Source organism: Amycolatopsis sp. A1MSW2902 (assembly GCF_017312175.1).
Taxonomy (GTDB): Bacteria; Actinomycetota; Actinomycetes; order Mycobacteriales; family Pseudonocardiaceae; genus Amycolatopsis; species Amycolatopsis nivea.
On sequence record NZ_QJPO01000001.1, the window covers coordinates 3,028,716 to 3,055,391 of the forward strand.

Consider the following 26,676-nt stretch of genomic DNA (forward strand, 5'->3'; position numbering starts at 1 on the left):
CGTTAAGCGGCGGTCATGGATGCGCGGTCTGCCGCCGCGGTGCTGTCTGTTCGGTGACGTTTCCTGCGAGCCCGGTGCTGCCGCGGCCCGGGCGAGTCCTTAAGCGGCGGTCACGGACGCGCGGTCTGCCAGCAACGACGCCGCCGGTGCTTGGATTTTCGCGACGTCCGGAAACTCCGGCACTGCCGGGACGACCGTGGGCCCGGCCGTGCGCGCGTCCGGAAACTGCGGCTGCAACGGCGGCACCGCGACCTCGGTGAACGGAATTCCCGCGGGCGGTTTGGCCCTCGTCCACATTCCCGAGGGCGAGGCAGCGGCCGCGGGACAAGCGGCGCTGGTCGGCAGTCCCTCCGGAATCGTGTGCAGCGGTCCGGAATCAACGCAGTTTCCGCTGCCCTTGGTCGCGCCGGGGAACGTCCAGCCGACGTCGAGGCCGTTCGCCGCGAAGACGTCGCCGACGATCCGGTTGCCGTTCGGCGGAATGTCCTGGGTCGCGGTGAGGACGACCCCGGCGTTCGGGTTTCCGGCGATCCGGTTGCGCAGCACCTGGTTGCCGCTGCCGCCGTCGATGCCGATCCCGATGCCCCAGCCGCCGTCGGCCTGCTCCGGCGTCGCCGCCTGCCCGTTGGCCGCGACGAGGTTGCCCGCGAGCACGGAATCCTGCTGCGGCAACAGCTTCTCCTGGTGATCGGAGTTGCTGGTGGCCCCGACGCGATTCCCGCTGAACCGATTCCCGACGACGTACATCTCGCCGCTGGCGTTGGTGCCCTCGTACCCGACCGCGTTGAGCTCCGCGACGTTGTCCCGCACGACCGTCCGGCACGGTTTGCATTGGCCGACATACATTCCGGAATCAGCGCCGCCGGACGCGTAGGACTGCTCGATCACTCCGTTCTGCGCGGAAAACGCATAGATTCCGTAGAGCCCGTTGCGGGTGGCGGTGACGTGCGAGACCAGGAACGAACTGAGGAAACGGATCGGCTCGTCCCCGGTGTCGTACCCGCCGCCGTGCCCCGGCAGCCCGTCGGCGGCTTTGACCGAACCGGTCACGAGCACGCCGTTCTGCGTATGATTCCGGACGGTCAGATTCTCGACGGCGACGCCCGGCGCGGACACGACGACGCCGTTGTCCCGCTTCAGCTGCCCGTCGACGACCACTTTCTCCCGCACTTCGCCGCGCAGCGTGACCCTTGGCGTCGTGATCTTCACCGTTTCGTGGTACTCGCCGGGCGCGACGAGCACGAGATCTCCCGTCTGAGCCAGGGAAACCGCGGCGGAAATGGTCGGCGCGTCGGCCGGAACGCGGATCGTGACACCCGCCCCGTCCGGCCGGTGCCCTTCGGCGGAGGAAGAACCACAACCGCTGACCAGTGCGGCGGACAGCCCCAGGATCGCCACCATGGCGAGAAAACGCATGCGCCCAGTCTGGCATGACCGCCGGTTTCCGTTGGGGTGATTGTCAGCCGGGTTGGCGGTCGGGCGCTTGGTTGGGGTTGTGCTGCGCGGGGGAGTGGGATGGGTTGGCGGCCGGGTGTTGTTCGGCCGGAGTCGCGGGAAATGCGGAGACGGGCGTGATGAGGGGGCGGCAGTTGAGCGCGGGAACGGATGGTGCGTTGGCGAGGTCGCGGGTGGTGGGGGACTGGCGATGAGGTCGTCGGTTGAGCGCCGGGTGCCGCGGGATTCGCGGGGGTGCTGGGGGTTGGCGGTTGAGCGCGGCGTGCTGCCGGAGTCGCGGGGGTGCTGGGGGTTGGCGGTTGAGCGCGGCGTGCTGCCGGAGTCGCGGCGTGCTGGGACCGGAGACGGGGGGCGGTTGAGTGCGGGAGTGGTGCGCGATTCTCGGGGCGGGGGAGGGAGTGGTGGGGGTCGGCGGTCGGGTGCGGGAGTGCGGCTGTGCTGCCAGAGTTGCGGCGCGTGCGGGACGGGAGTGGTTGCGGGGTCGGGGGTTGCGAGTTGGGGCGGGTGCCGCACTGCCGGACTCGCATGGTTCCCGCCGTTGATGCAGCAGCGGCATGCGGTTCGTGTCGGGGTAGCGGAGTCGGCCGGGGCTCGCGTCACGGGTCGCGAGCGGTGCGCCACCTAGCCACACTCCGGATCTAACACCCGTTTGCCGAGCCGAATTCGCCTGCCGCACCGGGATCTGTCACGCTGCCCGTCGTGAATTCCGCTGAGCGTCGCCCTTCCCGGCGGGCTTTTCTCGGGGCGGCCGTGACCGCCGGACTCGCCGCCGGGTGTCATGCGGCTCCCGTGTCCGACGGCGAGAACCGGCCCGGTCCGATTGTGCCCACTGGGGCGCATCAAGCCGGGATCATCGCGCCGCAGCAGCCGCAATCGCATCTTTTGGTCGTCAGTGCGGAGGTTTCCGTTGCGCCAGGACCACTTCTCGCCGGATTGGGGCGGCAGATCCTGGCTGCGACCGCGGGGAAGGACGAGCGGCTGCTGGGCTTGCCCACGGGCGATCTGACCGTGACGGTCGGCGTCGGGCCCAGGCTGGTCCGGGCCGTGGATCCGCATCTGCCGGGCGCGCAAGACCTCCCTCCGGCCGCCCGCGAGGAGATTGCTCCGGCCGACCGCGGCGGGGATTTGCTGCTTCAGATCTGCGCCAGCGACCCGCTGGTCCCGCCGATCGTCGCGGCTGCGCTTCTGGCGACGCCGGGCGTGCGTGAGCGTTGGCGGCAATCCGGAGCGCGCGGACCGCACATCCCGGTCTCGGACGGGCAGACTGCGCCGAGGAACGTCTTGGGGTTTGTCGACGGGATCGTCGGCCCGCGTACGCCGGCCGAGCAGCAGCGGGATCTGTGGATCGCCGGACCGGCGCCGGTGGCGGGCGGCACGATCGCGGTCGTCCGGCGGATGGTGCTCGACGTGGCGCGGTTCGCGGCCTTGCCGGTCGCGGAGCAGGAAGCCGTGTTCGGCCGCCGGAGGGACACCGGGGTTCCGCTGTCGGGCGGGGCCATCGGGGACGGGCCGGAGCTGGGCGCGAAAACGCCGGACGGCCGTTATCTCGTCCCCGCCGGCGCTCATATCCGCCGGGCGCACGCGAACGTCGTGGGCGCGGGGCTCATGCTGCGCCGCAGTTACAGCATGGACGCGCCGGCGCCCGGCCTGCTGTTCGTGAGCTTCCAGAACGATCTGCACACGTTCACCGCCACGCTGGCGAGCATGGAGGCGGCGGACGAGCTGCTGCCGTTCACGACCACCACCGCGAGCGGGGCCTTCCTGGTCCTTCCCGGCTTCGACGAACACCGGCCGCTGGGTTCGACCTTGTTCCCGGCGTGAAGCACGGAGGACACGGAAAAGCCCTGCCTCTCCGAGGAGAAGGCAGGGCTTCCGGACAACGCTGGTGCGCGATACTGGGATTGAACCAGTGACCTCTTCCGTGTCAGGGAAGCGCTCTCCCGCTGAGCTAATCGCGCGAGGTGGAGACGGGATTCGAACCCGTGTACACGGCTTTGCAGGCCGTTGCCTCGCCTCTCGGCCACTCCACCGCATGGGGCTTGAGCCCTCCGAGCGGACGACGGGATTCGAACCCGCGACCCTCACCTTGGCAAGGTGATGCGCTACCAGCTGCGCTACGTCCGCACTACCTCGGGTCCGAGGCGGTGCCGGTATTCCGGTCCGCACCCCGTCGCCGTGGTGTGAAGAAACCATATCGGACCCCGGCAACCGTCCTGGCACCGGGGGGTTGTTGGCCCGCTCGCGGGCCGGTGATCAGGCCAGATCGTTCGGGATCAGGTGGGTGAGCGCGTCGTCGACGTCGACCCACAGGTGCTCGTTGCCCGGCAGCACGACGTCGTACGTGCGGTCGAGGAAATCGGCCAGCTCCTGCGCGGACGCCTCGAACATGGCGTGCCCGGACGGCGAGTTCAGCTCGATCAGGACCGACTCCGGGTCCTCCACCGAGGGCCGGATGCGGACGTCCCCGTCGCCCGCGTCGGCGAGGAGGCCGTCGGCGAGCAGGTCGCGCGCGTAGACCCATTCGACCCAGCCGGCCCGCCCGGTGCGGAAGGCGGCGACGACGGCATAGGGGTCGCGGGTGTCGTAGCGCAGCTCCACCTTCACCGGAACCGCCGGGGTCCGCGGCGCCAGCAGGTCGAAGACCGCCGTCGAGCGGAGCGTCACGTGATCGTTGCGCATCGTCCTACCCTTCGTCTCCCTTCCCGGCCCGGACGACCGAGGACAACGGTGAGACGCACCAGGAGCCCGGATCCGTCGCGAGTGCGCTCGAGATCACCCGTTCGAGACCGTCTGCCCCGAGGTCCGTCCGGTCCGTCGCCGTCCGTGCCGCGCAGCCTTCAGCGGGCGCCCGGTGGGGAGCCACCAGTACATCTTGCGCGGTTCGGCCGCTGTGCGATAGCACCGTCGCACGGATGTCGCGGACGCCCGCACGCGCCCCCGCCCGGGCAAGGCCTTGGTTAGCTCGGGATTGTTCGGACGGTATTCGCTGGCAGACGCGCTGTAGTCGGATCAAACCACCCGTTTGCAGGCCCCCGAAAGTCGTGGGGTAGGCTGAATCCGCACCGCGAGCGGGCGATTAGCTCAGCGGGAGAGCGCTTCGTTCACACCGAAGAGGTCACTGGTTCGATCCCAGTATCGCCCACCAGCAGCATCCGATGGCCTGCCGGCGATCTTCGCCGGCAGGCCATCGGCGTCTCCAGGGCTGGCCGCTCCCGTCCGTGCCGGCACGTCGCGCATGGCGTGCACGCGAGAGGACGGTGGGGGCCAGCCAGTTCAGGAACCTCTCGTCGAGATCCGGCACTGCCCGTCGGCGCACGTCCGTTCCAGGCGGCCCCGCGAGAGGGTCTGCGCCAGCCCGATCGCCCAGCACGTCGGACATCCGCGCAGGGCCAGCACGCCCGCGGGCAGGAACAGCACGCTCGCCCATCCGAGGACCGGGGCCAGCGCGATCGACGCGGCGATCAGGCCGAATCCGATCGCCCCGCGGGCGAGATGGACGGGCAGGGACTTGCTCGCGAACGACGGTCGGGTGCTCATCGGTCTTCCTCCGGGAGATCCAGGCGGGCGCGCACGGCGGTGCGGGCACGGTGCAGGCGCGACTTCATCGCCGCCGTGCTCAGGCCGAGCGACTTGGCGACGGTCTTTCCCGGCAGGCCCTGGATGTCGCGCATGATCAGCACGCCGCGCTGATCGGCGGGCAGCGCGGCGACGGCGGCGGACAGGCGTTCGACCTCGAGCCTGCTCAGCACGTCTTCCTCGGCGGACGGGCCGGCTGCTTCCGGGACCGGCTCGTCGCGCTGCACCAAAGCCCGCGCCCGCCGCAGGCATTCGTTGCGCACGATGCGGAACATCCACGACGCGAGCGCGGCCGTCGCCCGCAGCGTTCCGATCTTGCGGAACAGGACGATCATCGCCTCCTGCGCCGCGTCCTCGGCGTCCTGGCTGCTCGCGCACAACGAGAACGCGAACCGCCGCACGTGCGGGTACGCGCCGGACGCCAGCACGGCGATCGACGCCTCGTCGCCGCGCTGCGCCGCCGTCACGAGCTGCTCTGCCGACCAGGGCTCAGCCACGCTTCGACCTTCCGCGCGCTCGCAGGAAAACCACGCAACTGCACACCAGGACCGCCACGACTGCCGCCGCGACAATGATCAGGGTCATCGAGCCTCCTTCGTTCGTGCCGGCCTCGTGGCCGCACGTCCATAAGAGCGACCGGCCCGGCGAAAGGATTCGGCCTTCGCCGCACGAGGTTCGGAAGCTGTGCTAATTTAGCCGTGCGCCCCGTATGGGCCTACGCATGGAGGTAGCGGCTAACCAGCCAGCACAGAGATCGGGCTCTCCGTCTCTCGCAGTTCCGCGGATCCGTCGACCGGATCGCTGCGCCATGCCTTGTGCCTGCGGGGTCTTTTCGCATGCCCTTTTCCTGTGCTCGACTCCTCCTTTCCGAAAATCCGAAAGGAATTGTGTGAGCAACGATTTTCACCGCCGGCTGATCGCCGAGTTCCGGGCGAACCGCGGCGCACTCGGCGGCATGTTCGAAGGCTGGTCGCTGGCCGTGCTGACGACGACCGGCGCACGGACCGGCCTGCCCCGCGAGGTGCTCCTCGGCTACCTGGAGATCGAGGGAAACGGAGTGGTCGTAGCCTCGGCGAACGGCGCGGACCGCCATCCCGGCTGGTACCACAACATCCGCCGGAACCCGCTGGTGACCGTCGAGGTGGGCGGCGAGACCTACCAGGCGATGGCGGCCATTCCGCAAGGTGCCGCGTACGAGAAGCTTTTCGCGCAGGTAATCGCCGAGGCTCCGGGTTACGGCGATTACCAGGCGAAGACGACCCGGGAAATTCCGGTGGTTGTTGTGCATCGGATCGACGAGCGCGTCAAAGGAATGGGCGATTGGCTCATCGAAGTGCACCAATGGTTTCGCGCGGAGTTGCGGGCGTTGCGCGCGCAGGCGGACGACCTGGCCAACGGCCGCGCGACGGCGATCGTCCGGCCGGAGCCGGACCTGGCGCAGGAGATGCGGACCCACTGCCTCAGCTTCTGCACCGCGCTGCGCAGGCATCACGTCGGCGAGGACTCCGTGGTGTTCCCTGCGCTGGCCGAGCAGTTCCCCGCGCTCGCTCCGGTGATCGCGCAGCTCGCGGAGCAGCATCAGGTGGTCGCGCGCCTGCAGGACTCGATCCGGGAACTGGTCGAGAGCTTCGTCCCCGGTGAATCGGACCCGGTGCGGCTGCGTGCGGAGTTGGAGCGGCTCGCTGGTGAGTTGGAGGCGCACTTCGAGTTCGAGGAGCAAGCGGTGGTGACTGCGCTCAACGCCACGGCTGCCGCACCGCCGACTGCCTGAGCCGAGGCAGCTTCATTCCGGGAGGGGGCGCTCTTCGCTTCGGAGGGAGTGAGCCAGGACTCGGCCGGGTGTCCAGTGTGGACTTGATCGCGGTGAGAACACGGCGGCAGTCCGGGAAAAATGTGCGGCGGACGCCCGGCCCGGCAGGCGGACGGCATCCCCGGATGGTTCAGACCAGCCGAATGGCCGCAAACCGGGCGGCCCTCCGCATTCCGGAGCGGATTGCGCTGCGGGCAAGGGAAATCGGCGGGTCGGCGGAGAGCTTGTGCCCGAACGGCGGTTGGGGCCGGGCGCATGCTCGGGTGATGACCCGCGCGGGGGAGCTGATTCGGCTGCGGGCTCGCTGGGCCGTTCGGTGTAGGTAGTGGGAAACTTGACTACAGCGGGTAATTTCCGTTGCCGGGTGAGCGTGACCCATCGTGACATCCCCGTTATCTTCCCGGTGCTTCCTGACAGGAAAGACTCGCAGGCCGTGGCTGGAAAATCTCTGTAACACCGCTCGCTGACCACCCGATACCTTGGCGAGTGTCACACCTTCGGCGACGTGGAGCCGGACCGTCTCGTGATCACCGATTGTGATCATCGGCCCTGACTCAGCGTGCCGGTGGCGATCAGGTCCGGGGAGCTTGCGCAGCGCGGGAGGACTGATGGAAGAACCGGTGCGGTCATGGCCCGCGGACAGCGTCGGGCTGCCGCGGGTCGACCTCAGGGCGGTTCCCGCGCCGCCGGTCGACGTGGCGGTGCCGCCGCCCGGCCGGGCCGCGGAAGACCGGCTCGACTCCGCCGCCGAGCACCGGCTGGAGCCCGTCGGCAAGCACCGGCTCGACCCCGCCGCCGAGGACCGCGTGGATCCCGCCGCGGAAGACCGGCTCGATCCCGTCCCGGCGTCCTCGCCGGAAGAAGGCGATCCGCCGAAAACGCACGCCGCGGAGTGGGAGAAGCGTTACCGCAGGACGGTCATCGCTTCGGATCTCGTCGCGGCGTGCGTGGTGATCGCGATCAGCGCCTTCGTCATCGACCGCCTCGCACCGCACGACATGCACGCGTTCGGCACCGCGTTCGCGATCCTCTGCGCCCTTCCGGCCAGCCGGGCCTGGAGCGCCCGGGTGCTGGGGGAGGGCCCCGAGGAGTACCGCACGCTGGGTCGGGCGCTGATCACTGCGGCGGTCTTGGTCGCGTTCGGCGGACTGCTGTTCGGCGCGCTCGAAGTGCAGCCCTGGGTGTTTTTCGTAGTTCCCGCAGTCGCATTAGTGCTGTTTCCCCAGCGATACGTGCTCCGTCAGATCCTGCACCGGAGACGGCGGCGCGGGCTGTGCCTGCTGCCGGTCATGGCGGCGGGCAGCGCGGAAACGGTCGCGGACCTGATCAAGCGGACGCGGACCGAAGCGCACGTCGGATGGCGGGTCGAGGCGGTCTGCACGTCCACCGGGCACGGGGAGATCGACGGGGTTCCGGTCGTCGGGCGGCTGGAGGAGCTGTCCCGGCACGTGCGCCGCGGCGGGTACCGGGTCGTCGCCATCACGGCCGACCAGTACTGGAATCCCGAGCGGCTGCAGCGACTCGCCTGGGATCTGGAAGGCACCTCGTCGGAAATGGTCGTCGCGCCGGTGCTGATGGAGGTCGCCGGGCCGCGGCTGAACGTCAGCGGAGTCCTGGGCATGCCGCTGCTTCGGGTGACCGCGCCCGCGTTCACCGGCGGGCGCCGGTTGGTCAAAGAGGTCGTCGACCGCTGCGGCGCGACCTTGCTGCTGGCGCTGTTCTCCCCGGTGCTGCTGGCGATCGCGGTAGCGGTGAAGGCGGGCGACCGCGGTCCGGTGGTCTACCGGCAGCGGCGCATCGGCAAGGACGGCGAAGCGTTCACCATGCTCAAATTCCGCACCATGGTCGTGAACGCCCACTTGATCCGGCGCGACCTGGAGAACGCGAACGAAGGCGCGGGGCCGCTCTTCAAAATGAAGAAGGACCCGCGGGTCACCAAGGTTGGCGGGCTGCTGCGCCGGTACTCGCTCGACGAACTGCCGCAGCTGTTCAACGTCGTCTCCGGGCGGATGTCGCTGGTCGGGCCCCGGCCGCCGCTGCCGGAGGAGACGGCGACGTACGCTCCGGCCGCGCGCCGCAGGCTGCTGGTGAAGCCGGGGCTGACCGGGCTGTGGCAGGTGAGCGGGCGCAGCGATCTTTCCTGGGACGAGAGCATCCGGCTCGACCTGCGCTACGTCGAGGACTGGTCGCTGGCGCTGGACCTGGTGATCCTCTGGAAGACCTTCCGCGCGGTCCTCGCCGGGCAGGGCGCCTACTGACCTGCGAAGATCGTTCCGCCCGCGGCCGCCGGTCCCGTAACGGACCGGCGGCCTTCCTGTGCGCTGAGTCACAACGGGGCCGTGAGCGAAATAGTCAAGCGTTCAACCAGGTTGGTGCCGTGCGTAGGCGACAGCACGGAAGGAACGCCGAACCGATGACTACTTTCGCAGAGTCCCAGCAGCTGCAGGTGCCCGCCGAGGTGCAGGACCTGCTGTTCCGCGAGGCGCGCACGGCCAACAGCTTCAGCTCGGAGCCGGTGACCGACGAGCAGGTCCGCGCGATCTACGACCTCGTCAAGTGGGCCCCGACCTCGATGAACACCCAGCCGCTGCGCGCGCTGGTGATCCGCAGCGACGAGGCCAAGCAGCGCCTGCTGCCGCACATGGCCGAGGGCAACCGCGCCAAGACCGAGGCCGCGCCGCTGACCGTGATCCTGGCCGCGGACGTCGACTTCCACGAGAACATCCCGCAGACCTTCCCGCACAACCCCGGCGTGAAGGACAACTTCGCCGACGAGGCGGGCCGCGTCGAGTTCTCCAAGCTGAACTCGCTGCTGCAGGTCGGCTACTTCATCATCGGCGTGCGCGCCGCCGGACTGGCCGCGGGCCCGATGACCGGCTTCGACGCCGCGGGCGTCGACAAGGAGTTCTTCTCCGGCAACAACTGGCGTTCGCTCGTCGCGGTGAACATCGGCAAGCCGGGCGAGAACCCGTGGTTCGACCGCCTGCCGCGGCTCGACTTCGACCAGGTCGTCGACACTCTCTGACCCTTCCCGCGCCGCCGGGAGGCCGCCCCGCACGCCCGGGGCGGCCTTTCGGCGTCCGGGGGCAGTGTTGGCTGACGGCGGTCGAATCGGCGAACCCGCCGACGGCTAGCATCAGCGGAAGCCGTTTCAGTCACATCTCCCAAAGGAGTCCGATCGTGTCCCAACCGTCGTCAGCTGCCGCCGTACCCGCCCCGCGCGTGGTGGTGCCGGCGGGCACTACGGCGGGCGCCGCGGTGCGCGAAGCCGGGCTGCCCACCAAGGGCCCGGACACGATCGTCGTCGTCCGCGACGCCGACGGGAAGCTGCGCGACCTTGCGTGGGCGCCGGACGCCGAAGCCCAGGTCGAGGCCGTCGCGGCGAACACCGAGGACGGCCGCAGCGTGATCCGGCACTCCGCCGCGCACGTGCTCGCCCAGGCCGTGCAGCAGGAATTCCCGGACGCCAAGCTCGGCATCGGCCCGCCGGTGCGCGACGGCTTCTACTACGATTTCGCCGTCGAAAAGCCGTTCACGCCCGAGGATCTGCAGAAGCTCGAGAAGCGGATGAAGCAGATCGTCAAGGGCGCGCAGCAGTTCTCGCGCCGCGTGTTCGCCTCCACCGACGAGGCCAAGGAAGAACTGAAGAACGAGCCGTTCAAGCTCGAGCTGGTGGACCTCAAGTCCGATGTGGACGCTGTGGACACCAGCGAGGTCATGGAGGTGGACAGTTCCTCCTCTGGCGAGCTGACCATCTACGACAACCTCGACCCGCGCACCAAGGAACGCGTGTGGAGCGACCTCTGCCGCGGCCCGCACGTGCCCACCACCAAGTTCATCCCGGCCTTCAAGCTCACCCGGGTCGCCGCCGCGTACTGGCGCGGCAACGAGAAAAACCCGCAGCTGCAACGGATCTACGGCACCGCGTGGGAATCGGCCGAGGCGCAGGACGCCCACCTCGAGCGCATCGCCGAGGCGGAGCGCCGCGACCACCGCAAGCTCGGCGCGGAGCTGGACCTGTTCTCCTTCCCCGAGGAGATCGGCTCCGGCCTGCCGGTGTTCCACCCCAAGGGCGGCATCATCCGCCGCGAGCTGGAGAACTACTCGCGCCGCCGCCACGAGGAAGCCGGCTACGAGTTCGTGAACACGCCGCACATCTCCAAGGGCGACCTGTTCCACACCTCCGGGCACCTCCCGTACTACGCGGACACGATGTTCCCGCCGGTGCAGTTCGAGGAAGAGGACTACTACCTCAAGGCCATGAACTGCCCGATGCACAACCTGATCTTCCGCTCGCGCGGGCGGTCCTACCGCGAACTGCCGCTGCGGCTGTTCGAATTCGGCACCGTCTACCGCTACGAGAAGTCCGGCGTCGTGCACGGCCTCACCCGCGTGCGCGGCCTGACGATGGACGATTCGCACATCTACTGCACCAAGGAGCAGATGCCGTCCGAACTGCGGTCGCTGCTCAAGTTCGTGCTGGACCTGCTCGCCGACTACGGCCTGTCCGACTTCTACCTCGAACTGTCCACCCGGGGCGACTCGGACAAGTTCATCGGCGAGGACTGGGAGTGGGAGGAGGCCACCGAGACGCTGCGCCAGGCCGCCGTCGACTCCGGCCTCGAACTGGTGCCGGACCCGGGCGGCGCGGCCTTCTACGGCCCGAAGATCTCGGTGCAGGCGAAGGACGCCATCGGCCGCACCTGGCAGATGTCGACCATCCAGCTCGACTTCAACCAGAACAAGCGGTTCGGCCTCGAGTACACCGCGTCCGACGGCAGCCGCCAGCGGCCGATCATGATCCACCGCGCGCTGTTCGGCTCGATCGAGCGGTTCTTCGGCGTGCTGACCGAGCACTACGCGGGCGCGTTCCCGGCGTGGCTGTCGCCGGTGCAGACGGTCGCCATCCCGATCACCGCCGACCAGGTCGAGTACCTGCGCGGCGTGGAGAAGGCGTTGCGCGCCAAGGGGATCCGCGTCGAGGTCGACGCGAGCGACGACCGGATGCAGAAGAAGATCCGCACGCACACCACGCAGAAGGTGCCGTTCCTGCTGCTGGCCGGCGCGAAGGACGCGGAGGCGGGCGCGGTGTCGTTCCGGTTCCGCGACGGCGGCCAGATCAACGGGATCCCGGTGGACCAGGCGGTCGACGCGATCGCCGAGTGGGTCGAGCGCCGGGAGAACGCGTCGCCGTCGGCCGAGGCCGTGGAGAAGATCCTGAAGTGACCGAGCCGGAACTCGTCGAACAGGACGGGGTCGGGGTCCCGGACGCGCTGCAGCGGCTGTGGACCCCGCACCGGATGGCCTACATCCGCGGCCAGGACAAGCCCGAGGGCGAGGAGTCCGACGGCTGCCCGTTCTGCCGCCTGCCCGGTCTCGGCGACGACAAGCGCGCGCTGATCGTCGCCCGCGGCGAAACCGTGTTCGCGGTGCTGAACCTGTACCCGTACAACCCAGGGCACCTGATGGTGGTCCCGTACCGGCACGTCGCGGACTACCCGGACCTGACGCCCGAGGAGACGCGCGAGCTGGCCGAGTTCACCCAGCACGCGATGGGCGTGATCCGGGCGGTGTCGGCGGCGCACGGGTTCAACATCGGGATGAACCAGGGCGTGATCGCCGGGGCGGGCATCGCCGCGCACCTGCACCAGCACCTGGTGCCGCGCTGGGGCGGCGACGCGAACTTCATGCCGGTGATCGGGCACACGAAGGTGCTGCCGCAGCTGCTCGGCGAAACCCGCGACCTGCTCGCGGGCGCGTGGTGAGGCCCGTCGCGCGGCGGTAATTGAGTGCTCAACCAGCGTATGATGACGATATGTCCGAACCACGCTGGCTGACCGACGAAGAGCAGCGGGTCTGGCGCGCCTACGCCCAGGCCAGTTCGCTGCTGCACGCACACCTCGAAGGACAGCTGCAGCACGAGTCGGGCATGCCGCACACGTACTACGAGGTGCTCGTCGCGCTGTCCGAAGCGGACGGACGGCGGCTGCGGATGAGCGAGCTCGCGTCGGTGCGCGGTTCGTCGCGCAGCAGGCTGTCGCACGCGGTGGCGCGGCTGGAGGCGAAGGGCTGGGTCCAGCGCGAGTCGTGCCCGACGGACAAGCGCGGGTCGTGGGCGGTGCTCACCGACTCCGGGTTCGCCGCGCTGGAGGAGGCCGCACCCGGGCACGTCGAGGCGGTCCGGGAGACGCTGTTCGACCAGCTGAGCGCCGAGCAGGTGCGCCAGCTCGGCGAGATTTCCGAGGCGATCCTGGCCGGGCTGCGGCCCAAGTGCCAGGCCGTCCGGGAGGCCGAGGAGGCGGCGGAATCGGCCGCGCCGCTCGCCGAACTGCCGAAATCCGGCTGACGTTCCGGCGGGTCGCGGGCGGGCGGGTCCGGTTCGGACAGCGGGGTCGATAGGCTTTCGTCGCCCACCCGCCCCCGAATCAGGTGCACAGACGAGGAAGATGCTCAACATTTTCGCCCGTGCCTCGGTCTCCCGTGTGACGGACCCGATCGGCGCCGCCCTGGTCCGCGCCGGACTGACCCCGAACGCGATGACCGTGCTCGGCACCGCGGGCGCCGTCGCGTGCGCGCTGGCGTTCTTCCCGCAGGGGATGCTGCTGTGGGGCACGTTCACCGTGTGGGGCTTCGCCATGCTCGACCTGCTCGACGGCGCGATGGCCCGCGCCCGCGGGTACGGCACGCCCTTCGGCGCGGTGCTCGACGCGACCTGCGACCGGCTGGTCGACGGCGCGCTGTTCGCCGCGATCGCGTGGTGGTGCTTCGTCCAGGACCACAACAACCGGGCCGCGGCCGCCGCGCTGATCTGCCTCGTGCTGGCCCAGGTCATTTCCTACGTGAAGGCGCGCGCCGAAGCGTCCGGCCTCGAAGCCGACGGCGGGCTGGTGGAACGCGCGGAGCGGCTCATCATCGCCCTCGTCGGCACCGGGCTGCACGGCTTGGGCGTGCCTTACACCGTCGAGATCACGCTGTGGCTGCTCGCGGTGCTGTCGGTGGTCACGCTGCTGCAGCGGGCCGCGGCGGTGGCGAGCGCGGCGCGGGCGGCCGCGGCGAAACAGGCCGACTCATCGGCAGGCGGGGCGCAACCGTGAGCACACTGTCCCAGCGGCTCAGCGAGTTCGGCTACGCGACGGGCTGGCGGTTCGTCCGGCGGGTGCCGAAGTCGTTCGGGTCGGCGACGTTCGCCTTCGGCGCCGACATGGCCGCGCGGCGCGGCGGCGGGGGAGTGCGGCAGCTGCGCGCCAATCTCGCGCGCGTCGTGCCGCAGGCAGGCGAAGCGGAGCTGGACGAGCTGGTGCGGCGCGCGATGCGGTCGTACGCGCGGTACTGGTTCGAGACGTTCCGGCTCCCGGCGATGGACCACGCGGCGGTCGCGAAGCAGGTGACGGTGACCGGCGCGGAGAACATCGACGCCGCGCTCGCCGAGGGCAACGGCGCGGTGATGACGCTGCCGCACAGCGGGAACTGGGACATCGCCGGAGTCTGGCTCGCGAGCTACGCGGGCACCTTCACCACGGTCGCGGAACGGCTCAAGCCCGAATCGCTGTACCGCCGGTTCGTGTCGTTCCGGGAGTCGCTCGGCTTCGAGATCGTGCCGCTGACCGGCGACAGCGCGGCGATGCGGCTGCTGCTGCGGCGGCTGCGCGAGAACAAGGTGGTGGTCCTGCTGGGGGACCGGGACCTGACGTCGTCCGGGATCCCGGTGCGGTTTTTCGGCGAGCAGACCCACCTGCCGCCCGGCCCGGCGCGGCTCGCGGCCACCACCGGCGCGGCGCTGCTGCCGACCGGCTGCTGGTTCACCGAGGACGGCTGGGAGATCCGGATCCACCCGCGCATCCGCGTCACCGCGCGGGCCGAGGTGCCCGCCGCGACACAGGCGCTGGCCGACGTGTTCGCCGGCGACATCGCCGCGCATCCGGCCGACTGGCACATGCTGCAGCCGTTCTGGCCCGCCGACGCGGCGGCGACGGCGCTGGAAGAAGCGAGCTGACCCGGGTGGCGCGCGGGTTGAAGATCGGGATCGTGTGCCCGTACTCGTTCGACGTTCCGGGCGGGGTCCAGGGGCACGTGATCGACCTGGCTAAGGCGCTGCTCGAACGCGGGCACCGGGTGTCGGTGCTGGCCCCGGCGGACGAGGACGCGCAGCTGCCGGATTTCGTGCACCCGGCGGGCAAGGCGCTGGGGATCCCGTACAACGGCTCGGTCGCGCGGCTGCAGTTCGGGCCGGTTTCCTACGCCCGGGTGCGGCGCTGGATCCGGGACAACGGCTTCGACGTGCTGCACCTGCACGAACCGGCCGCGCCGAGCCTGTCGCTGCTGGCGCTGAAGGTCGCGGACGGCCCGATCGTGGCCACCTTCCACACCGCGACGACGCGCTCGCGGACGCTGGCGGCGTTCCAGCCGGTGCTGCGTCCGCTGCTGGAGAAGATCACCGCGCGGATCGCGGTGTCCGCGCTGGCCCGGCGGGTGCAGGTGGAGCACGCGGGCGGCGACGCGGTCGAGATCCCGAACGGCGTGGACGTCGACTTCTTTTCCCGCGCGCTGCCGCTGGACGGCTACCCGCGGGCGGGCGGGACGATCGGGTTCGTCGGCCGGTTCACCGAACCGCGCAAGGGCATGGACGTGCTGCTGGAGGCCGCGCGGCGGCTGCTGCCGGAGTTCGAGGACCTGCGGCTGCTCGTGGTCGGCCGCGGCGAGCCGGAGCAGTTGCGGCGGATGGCCGGGCCGCAGCTGTGGCCGCACATCGAGCTGCTGGGCCAGGTCGACGACGAGACGAAGGCGCGTGCGCTGCGCAGCGTGGACGTCTACTGCGCACCCAACACCGGCGGCGAAAGCTTCGGGATGATCCTCACCGAGGCGATGGCGGCGGGAACCGCGGTGCTGGCGAGCGGCCTCGACTCGTTCCGCCGCGTCCTCGACGACGGCCGCGCCGGAATGCTCACCACGACCGGCGACCCGGTCTCCCTGGCCGACGGCCTGCGCGAACTCCTGGGCGACCCGGCGCACCGCGCGTCGCTCGCCGCCGCGGCGGGCGAGCGGGTGACCGCGTACGACTGGGGAGTCGTGGTCACGCAGGTGCTGCGGGTGTACGAGACGGCCATCGCGGCGGATCCCCGGCTGGTCGCGGCGGGGGAGCGGGAGCTCGCGTGACGGTGCTGGTGTGGCTGCTCGTGGCGGCGGCCGCGATCGTGGTGCTCGGCGGGTTGTTCCTGGTAGCGACCGCGAACCGGCTCGACCGCCTGCACGTCCGGACCGACGCGGGCTGGGCCGCTCTGGAAGCCGCTCTCGCGCGCCGAGCCGTGGTAGCCCGAGCCGTCGCCGCCGTGCTGCACGACGGCGCGGATCTGCACGCCGCGGCCGCTCGCGCCGAGGCTGCCGCGCGGCCGGACCGCGAGGCCGCGGAGAACGAACTGACGCTGGTCCTGGCCCCGATCGACCGGTCCCGGCTGCCGGTCGTGCTCGCCGAGGAACTGACCGACGCCGAACACCGGGTCGTCATCGCGCGCCGCGTGCACAACGACGCCGTGCGGGACACGCTGGCGCTGCGGCGGCGCCGGAAGGTGCGGTACTTCAAGCTCGCCGGGACCGCGCCGCTGCCGGAGTACTTCGAATTCGCCGAGCCGGACCTCTGAGGCAGACTGAGGCGCATGACGACCGAACCCGATGCCTGCGCCGTCGCACACGGCGAGGTCGAAGAACCGCCCGCCGAACGGACCCTGGTGGCCGTGTTCGCCTCGCCGGTGGCCCGATACCTGCTGCGCTACGCGGCCGATCTGGGCTACCACGCCGTGCTGTTCGAGCCGGACGAGGCGCGGGCCAGCGATGCCCCGGAAGGCGTCGAAGTCCGCACCACCGCGCCGTCTCCGGGAGCGGACGCGGACGTCGTCGTGACCGACCACCACCGCCCGGAACTCGGGACGGTCCTGCAAGCCGCACTGGCGACGCCGACGCGGTGGGTGGGCGTGCTGGGCAACCCGCGGCATCCGGGACCGCACGTGGAAGCCCTGCGCGCGCTGGGCGTGGCGGACCCGGACATCGCGCGGGTGCACCGGCCGGTCGGGCTGAACATCGGCTCGCGCACCCCGGCGGAAATCGCGATCGCGACACTGGCCGGGTTGGTGGCGGACCGCAACGGGCGGCCGGGCGGGTTCGAGTTCTGACTCGCGAGCGGCGATGCGCCCCAATGCCACATTGGGTGCGTCCCACGCACCCAATGTGGCATTCGGTGCGTCACATGCACCCAATGTGGCATTGGGGCGCTTGCCTCGTGGCAGGTCGTGAGCGGCGGTGCCGGTTCTAACCGGCATCAACACGCACGAGACGCGCTCAGGTGGGGACGGCGGCTCCCTGCGGCATCGGCTCGAACCGGGCGTGCCGCCGAGTGAACGTCGCCGTTCCCGAGGTCAGCGAGCGCAGATCCACCGCGTACCGCAGCAGTTCCGCCGCGGGCACCTCGGCGTGCACGACGGTGTGCCCGCCTTCGCCGGATTCCGTGCCCAGCACGCGGCCACGGCGGGAGGACAGGTCGCCCAGCACCGTGCCCAGGTGTTCGTCCGGCAGGCTGACCTCGACCGTGTCCAGCGGTTCCAGCAGCGAGATCCGGCTGGCCGCCGCCGCTTCCCGCAGGGCGAGCGCGCCCGCGGTCTGGAACGCCGCGTCCGACGAGTCGACGCTGTGCGCCTTCCCGTCGGTCAGCGTCACGCGCACGTCCACCACCGGATAGCCGTCCTGGACGCCGCGTTGCAGCTGCGCGCGCACGCCCTTCTCGACGCTCGGGATGAACTGGTGCGGCACCGCGCCGCCGACCACCTTGTCCACGAACTCGAATCCGCCGCCGCGCGGCAGCGGCTCGACTTCGATGTCGCACACCGCGAACTGCCCGTGCCCGCCGGACTGCTTCACGTGCCGTCCGTGGCCTCGCGCCGGTTTCGCGAACGTGGCGCGCAGGCTGATCCGCACCGGCTCGGTGCCGACGTCCGCGCCGCCCGCGCGCAGCCGCGACAGGACCACCTCCGCGTGCGCCTCGCCCATGCACCACAGCACGAGCTGCCCGGTTTCCGCGTTCCGTTCCAGGCGCAGGGTCGGATCGCCCGCGACGAGCCGGGAAAGGTTGCGGGACAACGTGTCCTCGTCGCTGCGGGACTTCGCGACGACGGCGACCGGCAGCAGCGGTTCGGGCATCCGCCACGGTTTGATCAGCAGCGGATCGTCCGGCGACGACACCGTGTCGCCGGTTTCGGCGGACCCCACTTTGGTGAGCGCGCACAGATCGCCCGCGACGCAGAACGGCACCTCGCGCAGGTTCGCGCCGAGCGGCGAGTAGAGGTGGGCGACGCGTTCGTCGGCGTCGTGGTCTTCGTGGCCGCGTTCGGCGAGGCCGTGGCCGGAGACGTGCACCGGGTGCTCCGGCCGCAGCGTCCCGGAAAACACCCGGACGAGCGAAACCCGTCCCACGTACGAGTCGACCGCGGTGCGCACGACCTCGGCGGCGAGCGGCCCGTCCGGATCGGCGGACAGCGCGGCGTGCTCGGCGCCGTCGGGGCTGGTCACGCCGGGCGGGGTGTGCTCCAGCGGCGAGGGGAAGGCGCGCACGATGCCGTCGAGCACCTCGGCGAGCCCGATCCCGCTGGTCGCGCACACCGGGATGACCGGGTGGAACGAACCTCGCGCGACGGCCGTCTCGAGGTCGGCGATCAGCACGTCCTCGGCGATCTCCTCGCCGCCGAGGTAGCGGTCCATGAGGGTCTCGTCCTCGCTCTCGGCGATGATGCCCTCGATCAGCTCGTTGCGGGCTTCGGCGAACTCCTCGGCCACGGCCGGGTCCGGCTCGCCCACGCGCGGCGGGTAGCCGGCGGAATAGTCGTAGCGGCGCTGGGTGACGAGCCCGACCAGGCCGTCCGGCGCCGGAAGGTACAGCGGCAGCACGCCCGCGCCGAAGGCGGCTTGGCAGGCGGCGATCTCGGCGAGCGGGTCGGCGCGGTGGTGGTCGAGCCGGGACACGACGACGGCGCGCGGCATGCCCACCGACGCGCATTCCTCCCACACCGCGACGGTGGCGGCGTCCACGCCCTCGGCGGCGCAGACGACGAACAGCGCGGCGTCCGCGGCGCGCAGCCCGGCGCGCAGCTCGCCCACGAAATCGGCGTACCCCGGGGTGTCGATGAGGTTGATTTTGTGCCCGGCGTGCAGCACCGGGGCGACGGAAAGCCCGACCGAGCGCTGCTGGCGCACCGCGGCGGGGTCGTGGTCGCACACCGTGGTGCCCTCGACGACCGAACCGGCGCGCGGCACCGTGCCGGACGCGGCGAGCAGTGCCTCGGTGAGCGTGGTCTTCCCGGATCCGGAAGGCCCGACGAGGACGACGTTGCGCACCTTGGCGGGGTCGTCCACAGCGACGGCGGCCCCGGGGTCGGCACTCCTGTTCTGCTTGTCGGCCATGACGGCCTCCTCAGCGACGGCGGATGGAAGAACTGTGTCTCCGATCACACACCCGCGACCCGCCGGGAAGCAAGGCGAACGGCCCGGGACCAGCCGTTCGCTCATCTAGGGAGCCCGGCGCGCCGGACCGGTCGAGTCCACTGTGGACAGCGGAAATCCCACTGTCTACAAAGGATTCACCGGCTCATTGCCGCCGGATTCATCCGGAACGCCGGACTGCTGCCGGGGTGGGCGAGTGGCGATTCTTGGGCGGAACGCGGAATTCCCGGAAAGCGGGAACCGGAAATCGGGACCCATGCGCCGAAGTTGATAAATTAACGACCTTCGTCGGTTGTCCGGAGTGGGAAAAAACCCGACTCTTGGCGGGGTTCGATCCCATTCCACTTCCGAATCCGGCCCCCACCCCCGGGCCTGATCCGGCCTGTCCGGAGGAGAACACCGCCGATGAAATCGCGCCGACCGCTCGTGCTGCTCGCAGCCGGGGTGCTGGCCGGGGCCGTCACCACGGCCACCGCAGCACACGCGCAACCGCTCGAACCGCAGAGTCCGCAGGCCGCCGAAGCCATGGCGGCCACCGCCGCGCAGGCGCTGGTCGCCTCCCGGCCCGCCGCGCTGCACGCCGGCAAGGACGACGTTTTCCAGCAGCACAAGGTGATCTCGTCGGTCAACGGCCTGAAATACGTGCCGTACGACCGCTCGTACAAGGGTCTCCCGGTGATCGGCGGCGACTTCGTCGTGGCCACGAACTCGGCCGGGCAGGTGCTCGCCACCTCGGTCGCGCAGACCGCCGCGATCGACCTGCCCAGCACGTCGCCGAAGCTGACCGCCAAGCAGGCCGAAGCGATCGCCCGCACTCAAGTGCCCACAGTGGACAGCGTGCAGCCCGCGACGCTCGCCACTTATGCCTTGGGCAGCCCGAAACTCGCCTGGACGACCCGGGTGACCGGGCGGAACGCGGAAGGGCCGAGCAAGCTGGACGTCGTCGTCGACGCGATGACCGGAAAGGTTCTGCACACGCAGGAACACGTGGCGTACGGCGACGCGCAGGGCGTGTGGAACGGCCCGGAGCCGCTGCACCTCGACACGTCCTCGGACGGCGCGGGCGGATACTCGATGACCGACCCGAACATCGCGAACCTCAGCTGCCAGGACGCGGACACCCAGCAGACCTTCACCAAGTCGACGGACAGCTGGGGCAACGGCGACGAGACCGACCGGGAAACCGGCTGCGCCGACGCGCTGTACGGCATCCAGCAAGAGAACAAGATGCTGTCGCAATGGCTGGGCCGCAACAGCTTCGACGGCAACGGCGGCGCCTGGCCGATCCGCGTCGGCCTCAACGAGCAGAACGCCTACTACGACGGCACCCAGGTCCAGGTCGGGAACAACACCGCGGGCCAGTGGATCGGCTCGCTCGACGTGATCGGGCACGAGTTCGGCCACGGCATCGACGACCACACCCCGGGCAGCATGTCCGGCAGCGGCACCCAGGAATTCGTCGCGGACGTCTTCGGCGCCTCGTCGGAGTGGTTCGCGAACGAGCCCGCGCCGTACGCGGTCCCGGACTTCCTCGTCGGCAACCAGGTGAACCTCGTCGGCAGCGGGCCGATCCGCAACATGTACGACCCGTCCCAGCTCGGCCACGCGAACTGCTACGACAGCTCGATTCCCGGCACCGAGGTGCACGCCGCGGCCGGCCCCGGCAACCACTGGTTCTATCTCCTCGCCGAGGGGTCGAACCCGACCAACGGCCAGCCGACCAGCCCGACCTGCAACAACTCCACGGTCACCGGGCTCGGCGTGAAGACCGCGGTGCAGATCTTCTACAACGCGATGCTGCTCAAGACCAGCGGCAGCTCCTACCAGAGCTACCGCACCTGGACGCTGACCGCGGCGAAGAACCTGTTCCCCAACGGCTGCACCGAATTCAACTCGGTGAAGGCGGCGTGGGACGCGGTGAGCGTGTCGGCCCAGCCGGACGAACCGACGTGCGGCGCGGTCGGCACGACCGGTTCGCGAGCCGTTTCCGCTCGATGAACCGAAACTGATTTCCCCGCCGATCAGGAGCGGGAGGCGAGCATTCCTCTCCCGCTCCTGATCGGTATTTTCCCGCCGGAAGATCGAGTGCGGAAAATCCCACCGGGAATTCGCTGCGCAATTGTTCCGGGAACGGTTACGGCACCCCGGCGAGCCGGAGCAACGCAGCCGTCGCCGCCGCCGCGATCACGACCACCACGAACGGGGCCTTCCGCCACGCGAGCACCCCGCCCACCAGCACCCCGGCGGGCCGGGCGATCCCGGCGAATTCGGGCCCCTCGGTCAGTGCGCTGGTCGCGACCAGCGCGGCAAGCAGCACCACCGCCGACAGCGTCATCAGCCGTTCGGCCCTCGGGGACAATCGCACTTTCGTGCGCAGCAGCGGCCCGGCGAGCCGGAACGCGAACGTCCCGGCCGCCAGCACGAGCGTCGCGATTATCAGTTCCGCGCCGTCCATCAGTGCGCTCCTTCCAGGGACTTCGGCTCCTTCGCGGCGGCGCCCGCGACCACTCCGACCAGCGCCAGCAGCACCGGCAGGCCCGCCGGGAGCAGGGGAGTGGCCGCGAGCGCGACCACCACGCCGATCAGCACCGGCAGCCGCGACGCCCGGTCCTTCAGCGACGGCAGCACCAGCGCCAGCAGCACCGCCGGGAAGGCGGCGTCCAGGCCGAACGCGTCGGTGTCGCTGATCGCGGACCCGGCGAACGCGCCCACGACGACCCCGAGGTTCCAGCACACGAAGAGCCCGGCGCCGCACGCCCAGTAGGCTGCCCGCCGCCGGGCCGCGTCGCGCTGGGCCAGCGCGAATGCCACCGATTCGTCGATCATCAGGTGGCTTCCGGCCAGTCGTCCGAGCAGCCCGCGCCCGAGCGCGTCGCCGACCGCGAAGCCGAACGGCACGTGCCGCGCGTTCACCAGCAGTCCGGCGGCCACCGCGGCGAGCGGATTGCCGCCCGAGGCGACGATGCCGACGAACATGAACTGCGACGCGCCGGCGAAAACCAGCAGGGAGAGCAGCATCGGCGCCCACAGCGGGAAGCCGGAGCCCACCGCGATGGCGCCGTAGGACACGCCTACGAGGGTGTCGGCCAGGCACACGAGACCGATGTCGCGGGCGAGGCCGCGGTCGAGTGTTCGCCAAATCGAACGCATAGTGTCCTATGCTGAACACGTCGGGGCCTGTTCGTCAAGGCGAACGAGAAGACTGATGGAGCGAACACACATGCCGAACGAGAGCACGGGTGCGCCGCTGGAGATCATCGCGGCGTCCCTGCGCCGCGAGCGGGCCCGCGCCGGCCTCTCGCTGACCGAGGTCGCGCGCCGGGCCGGCCTGGCGAAATCCACGTTGTCCCAGCTGGAATCGGGGGCGGGCAACCCGAGCGTGGAGACGCTGTGGGCGCTCGGCGTCGCGCTGGACGTGCCGTTCTCCCGGCTGGTCGAACCGGAGCGGCAGGAGGTGAAGGTGATCCGCGCGGGCAAGGGCCCGACGGTGTTCGCCGAACACGCCGACTACGCGTGCACGCTGCTGTCCGCGTGCCCGTCCGCGGCTCGCCGGGACATCTACCTGGTCAGCGCCGAGCCCGGCGTCCCGCGGCGGTCGGATCCGCACATGAGCGGCGTGGTCGAGCACACCGTCCTGTGCGCCGGCCGCGCGCGGATCGGCATCATGGACGACCCGGTTGAGCTGCTGCCGGGGGACTACATCTGCTATCCGGGGGACGTGCCGCACATCTTCGAGGCACTGGAACCGGGGACGTTCGGGGTGGAGATCTCCGAGTACAATTGAGCGCCCGCGCAGCTCAGGTTCAAAGCCGTGAGGGGAACCCTGAGGGAATCTGGGTGGATTCGAGGGGTTGTTGCAACGCGGGTGGTTCAACTGGTTTCGGCGAGGAGTGTAGCGAGGCGTTCGGCTGGGGTGTCCCAGTTGAGTGTTTTGCGGGGTCGGCGGTTGAGTTGTGCGGCGACGGCGGCGAGGTGTTCGGGGGTGTGGACTGAGAGGTCGGTGCTTTTGGGGAAGTACTGGCGCAGCAGGCCGTTGGTGTTTTCGTTGCTGCCGCGTTGCCAGGGGCTGTGGGGGTCGCAGAAGTAGACGGGGATGCCGGTGGCGACGGTGAATTCGTGGTGGCGGCCCATTTCGCTGCCCTGGTCCCAGGTCAGGGATCGTCGCAGGTGTGCGGGCAGGGTCGCGGCGGTGTCGGCGAGGGCGTCGCGGACGGCGTCGGCGCCGCGGCCGTCGGGCAGCGCGACGAGCAGGGTGTAGCGGGTGGAGCGGTCGACGAGGGTGGCGATGGCGGAAGCGTTGTCCTTGCCGATGATCAGGTCGCCTTCCCAATGGCCGGGGACGGCGCGGTCGGCGGCTTCGGCGGGCCGGTCGCTGATCATGACCATGGGTTCGGCGAAGCGGGGCCGGCGTTGTTCGCTGCTGGCGCGGGGTTTGCGCATGGTGCGGCCGGTGCGCAGGGCGCGGGCCAGCTCGCGGCGCAGTTCGCCGCGGCCTTGGACGTAGAGGGCCTGGTAGATCGTTTCGTGGGTCACGTGCAGCTCCGGCCGGTCGGGGTGGTCGCGGCGCAGCCGGGCGGCGATCTGCTCCGGGCTGAATTTGTCGGTCAGCATCGCCTGCACCCGGTCCCGCAGTTCGGGGCAGGCCGCGATCTTGCCTGTTTTCGGTCGCGGGCGCCGTGCCCGGGCGAGGTCGTGGGCGGCGTGGGGCCGGTAGTCGCCGCAGGGGCGGGCGTTGCGGGCGATCTCCCGGCTGATCGTGGACGGGCTGCGGCCCAGCTCGGCCGCGATCGCCCGCCGCGAGCGGCCCGCCGCCAGCCCGTCCGCGATCGCGATCCGCTCGCCCGCGCTCAGGAACCGGCCCGAGTCCGGCCCGGGCCGCGCGGCCGGGCGCGCGGTCGCGCCCGCCCGGCTCGGTCGCCCGTGCCGCCAATAGTGCCCGGTCCTGCGGTCGACCCCGACCCTGCGGCACGCCTCGACCGTGCCCACGCCCTCCGCCACAAGATCAAAATAGCGGCGGCGTTCCGCCGCCAGCCTCACCCGGCCCCGCGGAGCCCGACCACGCCCGACCACGACCACTGCAACCCCTGCCCAACTCAGGCGTTGCAACCACCACTAGAACCCAAGCTGGTTCCGTCAGGGTTCCCCTCACGTACCGCGGCGGGCACCCGCGCGAAGGCGACGAGATCGCGGCCCCATTGCCAAAGCGCGAGCCGTCCGATGCTGCTGGACTCGTCCGTATCGAGTCCTTCGAGGCCGCGCGACCAACGCGGTCGTCTACAGCGAATGCGCGCGGATCCGCGTTTACCTGGGCGAGCCCACTGGGGTCGAATGCCGCTTCACGAACCCGGTTTTCCCCGGGACGACGCTGTTGGTCCACGCGGGCCGGACGCTTCCCTATGCCGTCGCCTTCGAGGTGCGCAGGACGGACGGGACGCCGGTTCTCGCGGACGGCGTTCTCGCGTTCTCGTGAATGGCACCTGTACACCGGCGTCCGGATAGCGCAGAGTCCCTGTCGGACGAAACCATCGGCCAGGAGGTGTGATGACCGGCGAGGAAATCGTGCTAGGTCCCCTGCCCAAGGGGATCACGCCCGCCCGCGAGGGCATGCGGAACAAGGTGTGGAACGTGCTCGGCCACACCTACTCGATGAAGGCGGCCAGCGAATCGAGCTTCGCGTTCGAGACCCTCGATCCGCCCGGCACCGGGGTGCCGCCGCACGTTCATCCGACGCAGGACGAGCACATCTACATCCTGGAGGGCGTCTTCACGCTCTACCTCGACGGCCAGTGGGAGACCGCCGGCCCCGGCGACACCGTGCGGATGCCGAAGGGGCTCCCGCACGCTTATTACAACCGCAGCGAGGGCATGACCCGGGGACTGTTCTGGGTGAGCCCGGCCGGGAAGCTGGCGACGCTGTTCGACAAGCTGCACAACCTGACCGACCCGGCCGAGGTGGTCCGGGTGTCGGCGCTGCACGACGTCGACTTCCTGCCGCCCGGTTCGGTGGAGGGCGCCTGACCTCAGGTGCGGTTCACCTGCTGCTGGGACGCCCCGGAAACCTGTGCGTAGCCACTGACGATCGCGTCGAGCGTCGCCGCGTCGATGACGTCTTCGAGACGGTCGAAGCCGTCCGGCGCGCGCCGCTCGACCTCGTCGATGACGTTTTCCGGGCCGCCCCGGCGGTTGCGCAGCACGATCTCGCCGGTGGCGGCCAGCCGGTCGGCTTCGTACGCGCGCAGCGCCTCGGCGGGATCGGCGTGCCGCGTCAGCTGCGCGGCGAGACTGGACGCGTCGAGAATCGCCTGGCCGGCGCCGTTGGAGCCCATCGGGTACATCGGATGGGCGGCGTCGCCGAGCAGCGTCACGCGTCCGTGCGACCAGGCGGGCAGCGGGTCCCGGTCGCACATCGGGAACTCGAAGATCTCCTCGGTGGCCTCGGCCAGCGCGGCGTGGTCGACCTCCGGGCACCGGAACCGCTCGACGTGCCGGGCCAGCTCCGCGCGGTCGCCGGGTTTGGCCCAGTCCTGCCGGTCCGGGGGAGAGTCGCCGGGCCGCCCGGTCTGAACGCAAACCGCCCAGTTGGTGAGCCGGGTGCCCGCGCTCCGGCCCGGCCCGATCGGATAGATCACCAGCTTGGCCGCGGTGCCGCCGGAGACGATCATCGAAGCGCCGCCGCCGAACGCGGGCCAGTCGGTGGCGCCGCGCCACATCAAGACCCCGTTCCAGCGCGGCGGCCCTTCCTCGGGGAACAGGAGTGACCGCGCGGCCGAGTGGATCCCGTCGGCCGCCACCAGGACGTCCCCGGCCACGGTCACCTCTTCGCCGCTTCCCCGCTCCGCGAAACGCACCCGCACGCCCTGCGCGTCCTGCTCGAACCCGGTCAGCCGATGCCCGGTCCGCACCGCCTCCGGACCCAGCCGGGTCTGGACCGCTTGCAGCAGCATGTTCCGCAGCCTGCCGCGGTGCAGGCAGTACTGGGGGAGCGTGAACCCGGCGTCGAGCCCGCACGGCTTGCGCAGGATCACCTGCCCGAGCCGATGGGTGTAGAACAGCTCGCGGGTGCGGATCCCGATCTCGTCCAGCTGGCCGAGCAACCCGAGCGCGGCGAGCTCCTTGACCGCGTGCGGCAAGGCATTGATCCCGACCCCGAGCTCGGCGACGCGGGTGCTCTGTTCGTACACCGCGCAGTCGATGCCTTCGCGGTGCAGCCGCAGGGCAGCGGTCAGCCCGCCGATGCCCGCGCCGGCGATGACGACCTTCACGTGCGGCCTCCCGTCCTCGACTGCCCAGGGTGGCGGAGAGCGGGGTGGCGCGCTACCGCCGACCGGAGGCGGGAGGGATTCGGTCTGGTGCGG

The 26,676-nt window shown here is 70.6% G+C and carries 24 protein-coding genes and 4 tRNA genes; 16 read left to right on the top strand and 12 right to left on the bottom strand.

Annotated elements, in window-relative coordinates; translation table 11 throughout:
* Positions 1-99: 99 nt before the first annotated feature.
* On the bottom strand, positions 100-1,416 hold the full coding sequence (locus DMP23_RS13770) for a right-handed parallel beta-helix repeat-containing protein (protein WP_337821251.1): 1,317 nt from the start codon (positions 1,414-1,416) through the stop codon (positions 100-102).
* A gap of 738 nt (positions 1,417-2,154) precedes the next feature.
* Here DMP23_RS13770 and DMP23_RS13775 point away from each other — a divergent pair.
* Positions 2,155-3,276, top strand: coding sequence for a Dyp-type peroxidase (locus tag DMP23_RS13775; protein ID WP_337821252.1), 1,122 nt, complete (start codon positions 2,155-2,157; stop codon positions 3,274-3,276).
* A gap of 62 nt (positions 3,277-3,338) precedes the next feature.
* Here the strand turns inward: DMP23_RS13775 and DMP23_RS13780 are convergent.
* The 4 genes from DMP23_RS13780 to DMP23_RS13795 form a co-directional block, all read right to left on the bottom strand.
* Positions 3,339-3,413: transfer RNA gene (locus DMP23_RS13780), tRNA-Val, on the bottom strand.
* A gap of 1 nt (position 3,414) precedes the next feature.
* A tRNA-Cys gene (locus DMP23_RS13785) sits at positions 3,415-3,485 on the bottom strand.
* A gap of 21 nt (positions 3,486-3,506) precedes the next feature.
* Positions 3,507-3,579 (bottom strand) — tRNA-Gly (locus tag DMP23_RS13790).
* 129 nt (positions 3,580-3,708) lie between these two features.
* Positions 3,709-4,134, bottom strand: a complete 426-nt coding sequence (locus DMP23_RS13795) for an SsgA family sporulation/cell division regulator (protein WP_005159130.1) — start codon at positions 4,132-4,134, stop codon at positions 3,709-3,711.
* 391 nt (positions 4,135-4,525) lie between these two features.
* On the opposite strand from DMP23_RS13795, the gene DMP23_RS13800 reads away from it, so the two are divergent.
* Positions 4,526-4,600: transfer RNA gene (locus DMP23_RS13800), tRNA-Val, on the top strand.
* A gap of 128 nt (positions 4,601-4,728) precedes the next feature.
* On the opposite strand, the gene DMP23_RS13805 is transcribed toward DMP23_RS13800, so the two are convergent.
* Together DMP23_RS13805 and DMP23_RS13810 are read right to left on the bottom strand one after the other, a co-directional pair.
* On the bottom strand, positions 4,729-4,992 hold the full coding sequence (locus DMP23_RS13805) for a hypothetical protein (protein ID WP_037815611.1): 264 nt from the start codon (positions 4,990-4,992) through the stop codon (positions 4,729-4,731).
* Positions 4,989-5,528 (bottom strand): RNA polymerase sigma factor, encoded by a 540-nt coding sequence (locus tag DMP23_RS13810; protein WP_337821253.1) that lies wholly within the window; start codon positions 5,526-5,528, stop codon positions 4,989-4,991. The genes DMP23_RS13805 and DMP23_RS13810 overlap by 4 nt, the downstream gene beginning before the upstream one ends.
* A 392-nt stretch (positions 5,529-5,920) precedes the next feature.
* Here DMP23_RS13810 and DMP23_RS13815 point away from each other — a divergent pair, with 392 nt between their 5' ends.
* From DMP23_RS13815 to DMP23_RS13865, 11 genes are all read left to right on the top strand, one after another.
* On the top strand, positions 5,921-6,802 hold the full coding sequence (locus tag DMP23_RS13815; protein ID WP_337821254.1) for a nitroreductase/quinone reductase family protein: 882 nt from the start codon (positions 5,921-5,923) through the stop codon (positions 6,800-6,802).
* A gap of 647 nt (positions 6,803-7,449) precedes the next feature.
* Positions 7,450-9,099 carry a sugar transferase gene (locus DMP23_RS13820; protein WP_337821255.1) on the top strand — a complete coding sequence of 550 codons (1,650 nt, stop codon included), beginning with the start codon at positions 7,450-7,452 and terminating at the stop codon, positions 9,097-9,099.
* 155 nt (positions 9,100-9,254) lie between these two features.
* Positions 9,255-9,866: a malonic semialdehyde reductase gene (locus DMP23_RS13825; RefSeq protein WP_037815622.1), complete on the top strand. Its 612-nt coding sequence runs from the start codon at positions 9,255-9,257 to the stop codon at positions 9,864-9,866.
* Between the two features lie 155 nt (positions 9,867-10,021).
* Complete coding sequence (thrS, locus tag DMP23_RS13830; RefSeq protein ID WP_337821256.1) at positions 10,022-12,067, top strand: threonine--tRNA ligase; 2,046 nt, start codon at positions 10,022-10,024, stop codon at positions 12,065-12,067.
* A complete protein-coding gene (locus DMP23_RS13835) occupies positions 12,064-12,606 on the top strand; it encodes an HIT family protein (RefSeq protein WP_037815627.1) in 543 nt (180 codons plus the stop codon). The genes thrS and DMP23_RS13835 overlap by 4 nt, the downstream gene beginning before the upstream one ends.
* Before the next feature lie 50 nt (positions 12,607-12,656).
* Positions 12,657-13,187 carry a MarR family winged helix-turn-helix transcriptional regulator gene (locus DMP23_RS13840; protein ID WP_134731363.1) on the top strand — a complete coding sequence of 177 codons (531 nt, stop codon included), beginning with the start codon at positions 12,657-12,659 and terminating at the stop codon, positions 13,185-13,187.
* A gap of 100 nt (positions 13,188-13,287) precedes the next feature.
* On the top strand, positions 13,288-13,935 hold the full coding sequence (gene pgsA / locus DMP23_RS13845) for a phosphatidylinositol phosphate synthase (protein WP_037815631.1): 648 nt from the start codon (positions 13,288-13,290) through the stop codon (positions 13,933-13,935).
* A complete protein-coding gene (locus DMP23_RS13850) occupies positions 13,932-14,834 on the top strand; it encodes a phosphatidylinositol mannoside acyltransferase (RefSeq protein ID WP_037815633.1) in 903 nt (300 codons plus the stop codon). Before pgsA ends, DMP23_RS13850 begins: the two co-directional genes overlap by 4 nt.
* Before the next feature lie 17 nt (positions 14,835-14,851).
* Entirely contained in the window at positions 14,852-15,994 is a 1,143-nt protein-coding gene (locus tag DMP23_RS13855; RefSeq protein ID WP_037815685.1) for a glycosyltransferase family 4 protein, read from the top strand.
* Positions 15,991-16,476, top strand: a complete 486-nt coding sequence (locus DMP23_RS13860; protein ID WP_037815634.1) for a hypothetical protein — start codon at positions 15,991-15,993, stop codon at positions 16,474-16,476. Before DMP23_RS13855 ends, DMP23_RS13860 begins: the two co-directional genes overlap by 4 nt.
* 15 nt (positions 16,477-16,491) lie before the next feature.
* Positions 16,492-17,004 carry an XdhC family protein gene (locus DMP23_RS13865; RefSeq protein ID WP_037815635.1) on the top strand — a complete coding sequence of 171 codons (513 nt, stop codon included), beginning with the start codon at positions 16,492-16,494 and terminating at the stop codon, positions 17,002-17,004.
* Between the two features lie 166 nt (positions 17,005-17,170).
* Here DMP23_RS13865 and DMP23_RS13870 read toward each other — a convergent pair whose 3' ends face one another.
* Positions 17,171-19,282 (bottom strand): elongation factor G-like protein EF-G2, encoded by a 2,112-nt coding sequence (locus DMP23_RS13870; RefSeq protein ID WP_037815636.1) that lies wholly within the window; start codon positions 19,280-19,282, stop codon positions 17,171-17,173.
* 444 nt (positions 19,283-19,726) lie between these two features.
* Here DMP23_RS13870 and DMP23_RS13875 point away from each other — a divergent pair, with 444 nt between their 5' ends.
* Complete coding sequence (locus tag DMP23_RS13875) at positions 19,727-21,319, top strand: M4 family metallopeptidase (RefSeq protein WP_051729111.1); 1,593 nt, start codon at positions 19,727-19,729, stop codon at positions 21,317-21,319.
* A 136-nt stretch (positions 21,320-21,455) separates the two neighbouring features.
* Here the strand turns inward: DMP23_RS13875 and DMP23_RS13880 are convergent, their stop codons facing one another.
* Both DMP23_RS13880 and DMP23_RS13885 read right to left on the bottom strand, forming a co-directional pair.
* Positions 21,456-21,776: an AzlD domain-containing protein gene (locus DMP23_RS13880; RefSeq protein WP_037815638.1), complete on the bottom strand. Its 321-nt coding sequence runs from the start codon at positions 21,774-21,776 to the stop codon at positions 21,456-21,458.
* Positions 21,776-22,471: an AzlC family ABC transporter permease gene (locus DMP23_RS13885; RefSeq protein WP_037815640.1), complete on the bottom strand. Its 696-nt coding sequence runs from the start codon at positions 22,469-22,471 to the stop codon at positions 21,776-21,778. The genes DMP23_RS13880 and DMP23_RS13885 overlap by 1 nt, the downstream gene beginning before the upstream one ends.
* A gap of 70 nt (positions 22,472-22,541) precedes the next feature.
* Here DMP23_RS13885 and DMP23_RS13890 point away from each other — a divergent pair, with 70 nt between their 5' ends.
* Positions 22,542-23,105: a helix-turn-helix domain-containing protein gene (locus DMP23_RS13890; RefSeq protein ID WP_037815642.1), complete on the top strand. Its 564-nt coding sequence runs from the start codon at positions 22,542-22,544 to the stop codon at positions 23,103-23,105.
* 86 nt (positions 23,106-23,191) lie between these two features.
* Here DMP23_RS13890 and DMP23_RS13895 read toward each other — a convergent pair whose 3' ends face one another.
* Positions 23,192-24,352 carry an IS30 family transposase gene (locus tag DMP23_RS13895; protein WP_443111332.1) on the bottom strand — a complete coding sequence of 387 codons (1,161 nt, stop codon included), beginning with the start codon at positions 24,350-24,352 and terminating at the stop codon, positions 23,192-23,194.
* Between the two features lie 510 nt (positions 24,353-24,862).
* Between DMP23_RS13895 and DMP23_RS13900 the strand changes: the two genes are divergently transcribed.
* Positions 24,863-25,339: a cupin domain-containing protein gene (locus tag DMP23_RS13900; RefSeq protein ID WP_037811256.1), complete on the top strand. Its 477-nt coding sequence runs from the start codon at positions 24,863-24,865 to the stop codon at positions 25,337-25,339.
* Between the two features lie 2 nt (positions 25,340-25,341).
* Here DMP23_RS13900 and DMP23_RS13905 read toward each other — a convergent pair whose 3' ends face one another.
* The gene (locus DMP23_RS13905) at positions 25,342-26,583 is read right to left on the bottom strand and encodes a flavin-dependent oxidoreductase (protein ID WP_337821257.1); all 1,242 of its coding nucleotides are present in this window, start codon (positions 26,581-26,583) and stop codon (positions 25,342-25,344) included.
* Positions 26,584-26,676 lie beyond the last annotated feature (93 nt).

What these genes read in the sequence shown, in the direction of transcription:
- DMP23_RS13770 (WP_337821251.1), bottom strand. Translation starts at nt 1,416, where the DNA reads ATGCGTTTTCTCGCCATGGTGGCGATCCTGGGGCTGTCCGCCGCACTG.
- DMP23_RS13795 (WP_005159130.1), bottom strand. Translation starts at nt 4,134, where the DNA reads ATGCGCAACGATCACGTGACGCTCCGCTCGACGGCGGTCTTCGACCTG.
- DMP23_RS13805 (WP_037815611.1), bottom strand. Translation starts at nt 4,992, where the DNA reads ATGAGCACCCGACCGTCGTTCGCGAGCAAGTCCCTGCCCGTCCATCTC.
- DMP23_RS13820 (WP_337821255.1), top strand. Translation starts at nt 7,450, where the DNA reads ATGGAAGAACCGGTGCGGTCATGGCCCGCGGACAGCGTCGGGCTGCCG.
- DMP23_RS13825 (WP_037815622.1), top strand. Translation starts at nt 9,255, where the DNA reads ATGACTACTTTCGCAGAGTCCCAGCAGCTGCAGGTGCCCGCCGAGGTG.
- DMP23_RS13840 (WP_134731363.1), top strand. Translation starts at nt 12,657, where the DNA reads ATGTCCGAACCACGCTGGCTGACCGACGAAGAGCAGCGGGTCTGGCGC.
- pgsA (WP_037815631.1), top strand. Translation starts at nt 13,288, where the DNA reads ATGCTCAACATTTTCGCCCGTGCCTCGGTCTCCCGTGTGACGGACCCG.
- DMP23_RS13865 (WP_037815635.1), top strand. Translation starts at nt 16,492, where the DNA reads ATGACGACCGAACCCGATGCCTGCGCCGTCGCACACGGCGAGGTCGAA.
- DMP23_RS13870 (WP_037815636.1), bottom strand. Translation starts at nt 19,282, where the DNA reads ATGGCCGACAAGCAGAACAGGAGTGCCGACCCCGGGGCCGCCGTCGCT.
- DMP23_RS13875 (WP_051729111.1), top strand. Translation starts at nt 19,727, where the DNA reads ATGAAATCGCGCCGACCGCTCGTGCTGCTCGCAGCCGGGGTGCTGGCC.
- DMP23_RS13880 (WP_037815638.1), bottom strand. Translation starts at nt 21,776, where the DNA reads ATGGACGGCGCGGAACTGATAATCGCGACGCTCGTGCTGGCGGCCGGG.
- DMP23_RS13885 (WP_037815640.1), bottom strand. Translation starts at nt 22,471, where the DNA reads ATGCGTTCGATTTGGCGAACACTCGACCGCGGCCTCGCCCGCGACATC.
- DMP23_RS13890 (WP_037815642.1), top strand. Translation starts at nt 22,542, where the DNA reads ATGCCGAACGAGAGCACGGGTGCGCCGCTGGAGATCATCGCGGCGTCC.
- DMP23_RS13900 (WP_037811256.1), top strand. Translation starts at nt 24,863, where the DNA reads ATGACCGGCGAGGAAATCGTGCTAGGTCCCCTGCCCAAGGGGATCACG.